Annotated in this window: 10 protein-coding genes and 2 pseudogenes; 2 read left to right on the forward strand and 10 right to left on the reverse strand. The window is 68.3% G+C overall.

Annotation, left to right across the window (positions count from 1 at the left end; all coding sequences use genetic code 11):
- The 4 genes and pseudogenes from SLNSH_RS25775 to SLNSH_RS23765 form a co-directional block, all read right to left on the reverse strand.
- Positions 1 to 208, reverse strand: a pseudogene (locus SLNSH_RS25775) (MBL fold metallo-hydrolase); the annotation flags it as partial.
- A 5-nt stretch (positions 209 to 213) separates the two neighbouring features.
- Positions 214 to 486, reverse strand: a pseudogene (locus tag SLNSH_RS25780) (MBL fold metallo-hydrolase); the annotation flags it as partial.
- Between the two features lie 23 nt (positions 487 to 509).
- Positions 510 to 1,382 carry a sulfite exporter TauE/SafE family protein gene (locus SLNSH_RS23760; RefSeq protein ID WP_106340699.1) on the reverse strand — a complete coding sequence of 291 codons (873 nt, stop codon included), beginning with the start codon at positions 1,380 to 1,382 and terminating at the stop codon, positions 510 to 512.
- Complete coding sequence (locus SLNSH_RS23765) at positions 1,351 to 1,692, reverse strand: ArsR/SmtB family transcription factor (protein ID WP_106340701.1); 342 nt, start codon at positions 1,690 to 1,692, stop codon at positions 1,351 to 1,353. The genes SLNSH_RS23760 and SLNSH_RS23765 overlap by 32 nt, the downstream gene beginning before the upstream one ends.
- A gap of 183 nt (positions 1,693 to 1,875) precedes the next feature.
- Here SLNSH_RS23765 and SLNSH_RS23770 point away from each other — a divergent pair, with 183 nt between their 5' ends.
- Positions 1,876 to 2,583: a c-type cytochrome gene (locus SLNSH_RS23770; RefSeq protein WP_106340703.1), complete on the forward strand. Its 708-nt coding sequence runs from the start codon at positions 1,876 to 1,878 to the stop codon at positions 2,581 to 2,583.
- Complete coding sequence (locus tag SLNSH_RS23775; protein ID WP_106340705.1) at positions 2,580 to 3,620, forward strand: c-type cytochrome; 1,041 nt, start codon at positions 2,580 to 2,582, stop codon at positions 3,618 to 3,620. The genes SLNSH_RS23770 and SLNSH_RS23775 overlap by 4 nt, the downstream gene beginning before the upstream one ends.
- Positions 3,621 to 3,635: 15 nt before the next feature.
- Here SLNSH_RS23775 and SLNSH_RS23780 read toward each other — a convergent pair whose 3' ends face one another.
- The 6 genes from SLNSH_RS23780 to SLNSH_RS23810 all read right to left on the reverse strand — a co-directional run bounded on the left by SLNSH_RS23780 (position 3,636) and on the right by SLNSH_RS23810 (position 9,382).
- Positions 3,636 to 4,313, reverse strand: coding sequence for a DsbA family protein (locus SLNSH_RS23780; protein WP_106340707.1), 678 nt, complete (start codon positions 4,311 to 4,313; stop codon positions 3,636 to 3,638).
- A gap of 83 nt (positions 4,314 to 4,396) precedes the next feature.
- Entirely contained in the window at positions 4,397 to 5,035 is a 639-nt protein-coding gene (locus SLNSH_RS23785) for a transglutaminase-like cysteine peptidase (protein ID WP_106340709.1), read from the reverse strand.
- Positions 5,032 to 5,832 (reverse strand): TlpA disulfide reductase family protein, encoded by an 801-nt coding sequence (locus SLNSH_RS23790; protein ID WP_158266881.1) that lies wholly within the window; start codon positions 5,830 to 5,832, stop codon positions 5,032 to 5,034. Before SLNSH_RS23790 ends, SLNSH_RS23785 begins: the two co-directional genes overlap by 4 nt.
- Positions 5,833 to 5,869: 37 nt before the next feature.
- Complete coding sequence (locus SLNSH_RS23795) at positions 5,870 to 6,508, reverse strand: DsbA family protein (protein ID WP_106340713.1); 639 nt, start codon at positions 6,506 to 6,508, stop codon at positions 5,870 to 5,872.
- Positions 6,502 to 7,812: a protein-disulfide reductase DsbD family protein gene (locus SLNSH_RS23800; protein WP_106340715.1), complete on the reverse strand. Its 1,311-nt coding sequence runs from the start codon at positions 7,810 to 7,812 to the stop codon at positions 6,502 to 6,504. The genes SLNSH_RS23795 and SLNSH_RS23800 overlap by 7 nt, the downstream gene beginning before the upstream one ends.
- Positions 7,813 to 8,281: 469 nt before the next feature.
- A complete protein-coding gene (locus SLNSH_RS23810) occupies positions 8,282 to 9,382 on the reverse strand; it encodes a protein-disulfide reductase DsbD domain-containing protein (RefSeq protein WP_106340719.1) in 1,101 nt (366 codons plus the stop codon).
- Between the last annotated feature and the right edge of the window lie 21 nt (positions 9,383 to 9,403).

Below are 9,403 nucleotides of genomic sequence, written 5' to 3' on the forward strand. Positions count from 1 at the left end.
GGTCCCACTGCGAGCCGTCGGCCGGAAACTCGGGCAGGTTGTAGATGTCCTTCCAGAGCTTCTGAACGTCGATGACGCGCTCCCCGATCCCTGTGGGCGCGCCGGTCTTGTCCTTGATGTAGCCCGCCGCGGAGAAGTGATCCGCGTGCGGGTGCGTGTCGAGGATCCAGGCCAGCCTGTATCCCTGGTCATGGACGTATCGAAGCAGTTCNCCTTGAGGTAGCCCGCCGCGGAGAAGTGATCCGCGTGCGGGTGCGTGTCGAGGATCCAGGCCAGCCTGTATCCCTGGTCATGGACGTATCGAAGCAGTTCGTCCGCCGCGTGGGTCGCCGTTGCGCCCGACTTGGGGTCGAAGTCCAGAACGGGGTCAATGATCGCGGCGGCGCCCGTTTCCGGATCGGCCACGACGTACTGCACGCTGCAGGTGCGTTTCTCGAAGAAGGCCTTCACCAGCGGCCGCCCGGCCGGGGCGCGAGACGCAGTCATGTGCTCCCTCCTGTTCAACCGGCCTACGCGCTCGAGCCGCGGACCACGATGTAGGCGCCAACCACGATCACGAGCGTCGCGAAGATAGTTCCAAGCGCCTGCNNNATCACGAGCGTCGCGAAGATAGTTCCAAGCGCCTGCTTCCGACCCGCCATGACTTTGCCGACCCGGCTGCCCACCAGGCCGCCCAGCAGGCCGCCGGCCACGAACAGCAGCGCGAGGTTCCAATTCACCAGCCCAGAGACGGCGTAGCTGGCCGCCGTGGCCGCGCCGAAAGCGGAGACAGCGACGAGCGAGGTCCCGATCGCGAAAACCAGCGGCATTCCCGTCGCAACCATCAAGCCCGGGACGATCAGGAAGCCTCCGCCGATCCCGAAAAATCCGGAGAACAGGCCCACCGCGAAGCCGACTCCCAGGAGCATTGGCAGCAGCGTCCTGGCCGTGGCCGCATTCAGGCGAACGCCAGGGTCGCCGCCTGATTTTCGCTTCCGAAGCATGATCAAGCCGACGACGATCATCACGGCCCCGAAAAGGGCCAGCAGCTTCTGGCCGTCGACGGCCTTGGCCACCGCGGACCCGGCGAATGCGCCCAGGATGCCTGCTCCGGCGAACACCGCGGCGCAGCGCCACTTGACGTTGCCGAGCCGCCAATGCGCCGCAAGGTTGCCCAGCGCGCTTGCTGAAACGGCAACGGCGCTCGTACCGATGGCCACGTGCGGCGACTGAACGCCCACCACATACACCAGCAGCGGGACGGCGAGGATCGAGCCGCCTCCGCCGACAAGCCCCAGCACGAGCCCGACGAGCCCGCCTGAGATCGCGCCCAGAACTGCAGTCGCATACGCCAACGTCGAGCCTCCTCTTCTACCCGCAGTCTCGGTCGCCTCGTGGGGCATCCTTGCAGTAGAGCCGGTAGAGGGTGGCGAAGAGTTGCTCGATGCGGGGGTCGGCAACCCGGTACCAGATGGTCTGGCTCTCCCGGCGGAACGCCACAAGGCCTTCGTCCCGCATCTTCGCCAGATGTTGGGACAGAGCCGACTGGGAGAGGCCCACGGCTTCGGCCAGCGTGCCGACGTTCGCCTCGCCCCATTCCACGAGCTTGCAGAGGATCATCAGGCGGCGTTCATTCCCAAGCGCCCTGAGCAGAGCGGCGACAGTGGTCGCCTGCCGCTCGAACTCCCCCAGATCCAGTTTGATGCGTTCCATCGCGCGCCCCTTGATTATGGGCTGCTTATTTAGATAAAACTAATATCGCTTACAAGGGGCCGGACACAGGCTCCCGCAGGATGGAGGGACGACAATGGAGCGCCAGACTTTCGTGCCGCGCATCTGCGCGGAGGCGGTGATGCCATGCGAAACGGCCTTGGATCGCCTTGCGGGCGGCTATTGATGTCGGCTCCAGCAACCTCGCAGGCGCGCGGCGGCGCAGCTCATGGCCTGTGCGCTTTCGCTCGCCTCCTGCCAGCCGCTCTGATCGCGGCCGCCGTGCTCACGTCCCCTGTGCGCGGCCAAGATGGCGGGCGAAGCATCGCGGAAGGAGGTAGCGGCGGCGGAGCTCCGGCCTGCTCCTCCTGTCACGGGCAGCAAGGCGAGGGGCAACCCGACAGCGGCTTTCCCCGCCTGTCCGGCCTCGATCGAGGCTATTTGACCCACCAACTGGACAGCTTCGCAAGTGGCGGCCGCAAGAACGAGATCATGGGCCCAATCGCCAGCGCACTGACTCCCGAGGAGCGGTCGGCTGTCGCCGCTTTCTACGCCGGGCTGTCCGCCGCGGGAGCCCAGACGAAGCCTTCATCGCAGTCCGTCAGCGCGGGTGGACAGTTGGCTCGGTTGGGCGAGTGGTCCAATGGCGTCCCGCCCTGCATCTCATGCCACGGACCGACCGGAGCCGGAGTGGGCGGCGTCTTTCCGGCTCTGGCAGGCCAAAACGCGACCTATATCGCCAACCAGTTGAACGCCTGGCGGAACGGGGAGCGCGCGAACGACCCGATGGGCCTCATGGCCGCCGTCGCGAAACGGCTTACGGAGCGGCAGATCGAGGAGGTCGCCGCCTTTTTCGAGACGCTCACGCCGACGCGCCCAGGAGCTACGCCATGAGCAAGGCGCCCTTTGACCCGGCCACCCAAGCTGCCGTGGTTGTCTTCATCGGACTCGCATTCCTCGTAGGACGCACCCTGCCTTGGTCAGCCCCCGGCGAAGAGCCGGCGGCCGCTGCCCGTGCCACGGCTGTCGAGGCGAAGGCGCCACCTCAGACGCCGGCTGCCCCGCAGCAGGCGAAGACTTCCCAATCACCGCCGGCAGCTCCGATTGCGCAGCCCGCCGCCTTCACCCCACAGCCCGAGACGTCCATTCCCGATGATGATTTCGGCAAGGCGATCCGCTTCGGCGAAAGCATTTTCCAGGACACGAAGACGAACGCACCCGGTTACGTCGGCAACGACCTGAGGTGCGCGAATTGTCACCTCGACCGCGGCAGGTTGCCCAACTCCGCCCCTCTTTGGGCGGCCTATGTCCTCTATCCGGCCTACAGGTCCAAAAACGAGCACGTGAACACCTTCGCCGAGCGGCTCCAGGGCTGCTTCCGCTTCAGCATGAACGGCAAGGCGCCGCCGCTCGGGGACCCGGTGCTCGTGGCGCTGGAAAGCTATGCGTATTTCCTCGCCAGGGGCGCTCCGACCGGGGTGAAGCTTGCAGGGCAGGGCTACCCCGCCCTGAAGAAGCCAGAAAGCTTCGATTTCGGCAGGGGCGCCGAGGTTTACGCCCAGAAGTGCGCGATCTGCCACGGGCCGGAAGGCCAGGGCCAGAAGTCGGCTAGCGCCACTGTGTTCCCGCCCCTGTGGGGCCCCGCCTCCTACAACTGGGGGGCTGGCATGGCCGTGATCTCGAATGCTGCGGCCTTCATCAAGTCCAACATGCCGCTTGGCCAGGGCGGATCGCTCTCCGACCAGGAGGCCTGGGACGTGGCGGCCTTCCTCGACGGCCACGAGCGGCCCCAGGATCCCCGCTTCGCACAGACTGTGGAGGCGACACGGGCGAAGTTCCACGACACGCCGATGTCCGCCTACGGCACGACGGTCAACGGTGTCCTGCTTGGGGCGTCATCGCCACCCTCCGGGCCCGCCCCGTCCCGATGACGTGGCGGACGAGCCTCAACAGGCGATCTCGCCGCATCGCCTGACTGAAGAGACGATGCCGGCCATGGCCTTCGGTCCTGGGTAGCCGAGAACGCCGGCGCCTGCGACCAGGAAAGACGGCGTGGCGGAAAACCCCATGGATGCCGCCAGCTTCATCTGGCCATTCAGTTGGTCGCGGATTGCGTCTGACGCGGCCGCAGCCGCCGTCTGCGCCGTGTCCAGCCCGAGCTCGCCGGCAGCGGCCAAGGCCCTCTGGCCGTCAACCTTGCCTTTGAGCTGAAAAAGACGGCGGTGAAGCTCGTAGGCGACCTGGTCGCCTCTGGCCTGCCGCACCGCGAGCGCGACTTTGGCCGCTTCCTTGGATTGGGGCGACAGGACCGGGTTGTGGACGAGAATGAGCCTGAGCTCCCGGTTCCTGCGGAGCATGGCCTCGAAATCCGGCGCGGCCTTGCGGCAATAGGGACAGTTGTAGTCGAAGAACTCGATCACGGTCGCGTCGGCCGCCGCGCCGCCCACCCGCACGGCCCCCGGAAGGCTTTCCGCCTCCACGGCGATCTCGACGGGGATGCGCGTATTCTCGACAGGACGGCCGTCGTCGCCCTTCAGCGCGTACCAGGCCTCCTGGGCCTTTCCCTTCGAGGTGGTCAAGGCGACAGCAGCCGCGAGCACGGCCAGAAGCTCTCTGCGTGTCATGATGTATTCCTGTGTTGTGGAAGGTCATCGCCTAGATGGCGGCAAACCGAGACGGCCGAAGCTCGACAGGCTCGGTCCACACCTCATGGACGCCGCCCTTCCTGGGCCGCCCGTGCGGTCACCGCAGGGGCGTTGACGCCGCCCAGCGACACCCAGCCTGTTCCGGAGGAGCCTTCCTGCCTGATGTAGGCGTACCCTGTTTCAGACCACGGCAGGATGGACGAGGTCTCGTTGTCCAGCACGTAGTCCCCCCGGTCCGTCCTGACCACGAGCACGGCGTGGCCTTCGTCGTTTCCATCCAGGACGACCGTCATGCGCAGGGCGCGTCGCGGGAAACCCTTGTCGATGAGGCGCTTGCGCTTGAGTAGCTGGTAGTCCTCGCAATCGCCTTTGCCGTCCTCGGCCAGGTCCCAGTGTTCCGAGATGCCCCAGTGCTCCTTGTCGGTGACCGGTTCGATCTCGTGGTTCACCGCTGCGTTCACCTGAACGAGCACGGTCCACAAGGCCGGCGCGAGCGTGATCATGTCCGGCCCGGCGGGCCCCAGGGCGCATGCGTCGGGGTTTCTTCGGCAAAGATCCAGCCATCCCCTGAGCGGCTTCGCCGGTCCGAGCGCGATCAAGCGAGGAGCTGGCGCGGGAAGAGGCGCTTCGGCTGCTCCGGCAGGGCCGGGCCCGAGCACCAGCTGGCCAGCGGCAAGGAGGATCCAGAAGGCGCGGTTCATGAGCCGGCCTCCGCCCGCGCGAGCTTCTCGGCAAGCACCTCCTGCGAAATCTCGCCCGCATGGGCATCCCGCAGGTGGCCGTCCCGGCCGAAGAACAGGGTGACCGGAAGCCCCGGCGCCCTGAAGCGGGCGGTGACGGAAGATGTGGGATCCAGCAGCACCTGGATCCCCGACAGCTGGTTCGCGCTCAGGAAGCTCCGCACGACGGCGTCGGCCTCGCCCTGATCGACGAAGACGAAGCGCGCATCGCTCTCGGTTCGCGCCGCGCGGGCCAGCGTCGGCATCTCGCGGCGGCACGGCGGGCACCACGACGCCCACAAGTTCAATACCGTCGGCCGCCCGTCCGGTTCGAGCCGGACCTCGGGCCCGTCCAGCGACTTGAGGGCGAACTCGGGGAGGGGCTGCCCCGCCCCGGCCGCCACCAGTTGACCCACGATGGCCCAGACCAGCAGCCCGGATCCGAGAGCCAGGGCGGCCAAGATGCGCTCCGACGCTGAACGCAGAAGCCCCAGCGTCAGCATTGTCGCTGCGCCAGCGGCCCACGGCCAGGAGAAGCCGCCCTGCCAGACAGCGAGCGCCCGAAGCGGGGCCATGCTGAAAGTGTCGAGGTGTTCGACGACGTGGCCGAGCCTGGCGGCCACGAGGCCGAAGAGCAGCACCAGCACTGACCACCGGTCGAAGCGGCGGCTGAAGCGGGATGACAGGATGAAGCTCGCGAGCATGAAGCCCGCGAGACCAGTCACCGCGGCGAGCCGGTCGCCCGCGAGCACGAGCGGACCGAACGAGATGGCCCCCATGGCGATCTCCCTCCGTTTAGGATCGAGCTTGCGTCCGCTAGCCCTTGGGTTTCGCCTGGGTGGCCCTGGCCTGGGCCACGGCCTTCTTGAGGTTGTCATAGGACATGCCGCCGGGCGCCAGGAACGGCCCGATAATCAGGGCCGGGGTGCCTGTCAGGTCGATCGACTCGGCGATCTGGTTGGTGCGGGCCAGCAGCGCCTCGATCTCGTCCTTGTGCGCCTGCGCGTCCGCGTTCAGCCGGGCGGCGTCGAGCTCCGCCGAAGCGGCGGCGGCGTCGATCTTCTGCTGGTCCAGGCGACCCGGAATCGCCATCAGGGCCGCGTGGGCGGCCGCGTGCTTGCCCTGGTACTTCGCCGCGAGCGCCACCTTGGCGGCCACCTTCGAGAAGGGCGACAGGATGGGCCAGTCCTTGAGAACCAGCCGGATGCGGCCGTCCTCCTGGACGAGGCGCATCAGGTCCGGATGCAGCTTGCGGCAGTACGGGCACTGGTAGTCGAAGAACTCGACGATGGTGACGTCGCCTTTCGGGTTGCCGAGTTCCGGCGCATCGGGGTCATGGTAGATCGCGTGGTCGTCCACCACGGCGACGGGAGGGCCGCTCTGGGCGCTGGCGCGCTCGACGGAGAAGGTGAGGGTGGCGGCGAGCGCGAGGGCGGAGATGACGGCTTTCAGCATATGGGGTTCTCACTCACTTGTTGTTTCGCGGGGACAGGGCAGCGGCTCGCAGTCGCGAGCGCGTCGAGCACGGCCGCCTTGGTCAGGAGTTCGGGAAGAACGAGGCCGGCCGGCGCGCCAGGCCCGTAGACGACGTTGAAGGGGATGCCGTAGCGGCCAAAGCTCCGCAGGTAGGCGGCGATGCGCGGGTCGGGTTTGGTCCAATCGGCCAGGACGGGCACGACCTGGCTGAGCCGGCTCGCGACGTCGGGCCTGTCTATGACCGCAGCCTTGTTGACCTTGCAGGTGACGCACCACGCGGCCGTGACGTCGACGAACACCGTCTTGCCCTGGGCCACGAGCGGAGCGACGGCCGCCGGGTCGAAGGGGCGCCAGGCGATCTCCTGGTCTGCGCCGTCGGCCGACCCCATTGCATGCGCCGCCGCAAGCACCCCGATTGGGGCGACGGCCGCGCCGAGCGCCAGCCCGACCGCCAGACGCCGCGGGCCGCGCCTCAAGGCGAGTCCGAAGAACGCCAGTCCGATCAGCGCGGCCAGGGCTGCGGCGAGCCAGGGACCCGACACGGTCGCCAGAACGACGAGCAGCCACAAGGCCGTGCCCACGAGGGCCGCTCCCATGACGGTCCTGACCGCCGCCATCCACCGCCCCGGCCGGGGCAGCCTGGAGGCGAACTGCGGGACTGCCGCGATCAGCAGGTAGGGCGCCGCCATGCCCAGGCCGAGCGCGAGGAACACGAGAAAGATCTCCACCGGGCCCCGCGACAGCGCGAAGCCGACCGCGGTCCCGACGAAGGGCGCCGAGCACGGCGTGGCCAGCAGGGTCGCAACAAGTCCCGAGCCGAAGTGGGCGGCGAGCGAGTCGCCGCGCCCGACGCGATCCGCCCGGTTCATCAGCCAGGCCGGCGGCGTGANGACCAGGCCCGAGCCGAAGTGGGCGGCGAGCGAGTCGCCGCGCCCGACGCGATCCGCCCGGTTCATCAGCCAGGCCGGCGGCGTGATCTCCACCAGGCCGAGCAGGCTCGCCGCGAAGCCGGCCACCACCAGGGCCATGATCGCCAGGAAAGCCGGCTGCTGGAACTGGACGCCCCAGCCGACGGCGCCCCCAGCAGCCTTTATGGCCACCATTGTGGAGGCGAGCGCCAGGAAAGACGCCACCATGCCGGCCGCCGACGCCGCGAAGCTCGCTCGCACGCGGCCGGGACGCCCGGGATGGCTGGCGAAGGCCAGGAGCTTGAGCGACAGCACGGGGAAAACGCAGGGCATCAGGTTGAGCACCAGCCCGCCCAGCAGCCCCACGCCGAGCATCGCCCACAGGCTCGGCGCAGCGCCTGATTGGGCCTGAGATACGCTCGCGTTCTCGGGCGTACTCCCGCCGGCAGGCGCAGCCGCTCCTGCGTAGCCGACCCCTGACCGGTCCCCGTCGACGACCGTGACGATCAGCGATTCGCGGTCCAACGATCGAACGTCTTCGGCGTNAACAGGCTTCGCGCAGCGCTCGACTGGGCCTGAGATACGCTCGCGTTCTCGGGCGTACTCCCGCCGGCAGGCGAAGCCGCCCCTGCGTAGCCGACCCCTGACCGGTCCCCGTCGACGACCGTGACGATCAGCGATTCGCGGTCCAACGATCGAACGTCTTCGGCGTCGAGCGCGGCCGTGAGGGTGGCCGAGCCGTCATTGTAACGAACCACGACGGGGCGCGCCGCGAAGACCGGGGGATCGGCGCGCACGAAGACGTCAGGCTGGGCCAGCGGCGCGACCGAGCGAAGGTCCACGGTCAGCTTGGGCGAGGGNGCGACAGCACGGGGAAAACGCAGGGCATCAGGTTGAGCACCAGCCCGCCCAGCAGCCCCACGCCGAGCATCGCCAACAGGCTTCGCGCAGCGCTCGACTGGGCCTGAGATACGCTCGCGTTCTCGGGCGTACTCCCGCCGGCAGGCGAAGCCGCCCCTGCGTAGCCGACCCCTGACCGGTCCCCGTCGACGACCGTGACGATCAGCAACTCGCGGTCCAAGGATCGAGCGTCTTCGGCGTCGAGCGCGGCCGTGAGGGTGGCCGAGCCGTCATTGTGACGAACCACGACGGGGCGCGCCGCGAAGACCGGGGGATCGGCGCGCACGAAGACGTCAGGCTGGGCCAGCGGCGCGACCGAGCGAAGGTCCACGGTCAGCTTGGGCGAGGGTCCTGCCGTGACCGAGACGCCGCTAATGGCGAGCGGTCCCGTTTCGGAAGGGACCCGCGCGCGCCAACGGTCGATCTCGGATTGCTGGCGCGAGCTGGTCCCGGCAGGAGGGATCTCGCCGGCAAGGGCGAGCTCCTGACGGACACAGATCGTGCTGCAGGCATAGAGCGCCAGCTTCAAGGAAACGGCGGCCGGCTTCGTAGGCTCAGTCACCCTGGCCTTGATGGGGAAAACGACCTCGTGCTTGTAGCCGATGGTCTCGACGCCCTGCACCTCGATCCGCTGGGGCGCCGGCCAAANCTTCAAGGAAACGGCGGCCGGCTTCGTAGGCTCAGTCACCCTGGCCTTGATGGGGAAAACGACCTCGTGCTTGTAGCCGATGGTCTCGACGCCCTGCACCTCGATCCGCTGGGGCGCCGGCCAAAGCGTCTCGGCTCCAGCGAGGTTCATCGAGGAGCTCCAGTCGAACTCGGAGGGCAATCCGCTGTCCCCCGGGGAGACCCAATAGGTCTTCCAGCCCTCGCCCAACTCGACCTTCACGCCCATCCAGGCCGTGCCTGGATCTCCGCTGTCGTGCTGGCCCACCAGAAGCTCGGCATGGATGTCGGGCGCCAGGGCAGGGGACTGCGCCAGGGCTGGCGAAAGGCACGCCGCCAGCGCGAGGCCGGCCAGCGCCGACCATGAAAGCGCGCGCATGGCTCAGTCCTCCTGCGAGGC

This window comes from Alsobacter soli (assembly GCF_003004785.1).
Classification (GTDB): domain Bacteria; phylum Pseudomonadota; class Alphaproteobacteria; order Rhizobiales; family Beijerinckiaceae; genus Alsobacter; species Alsobacter soli.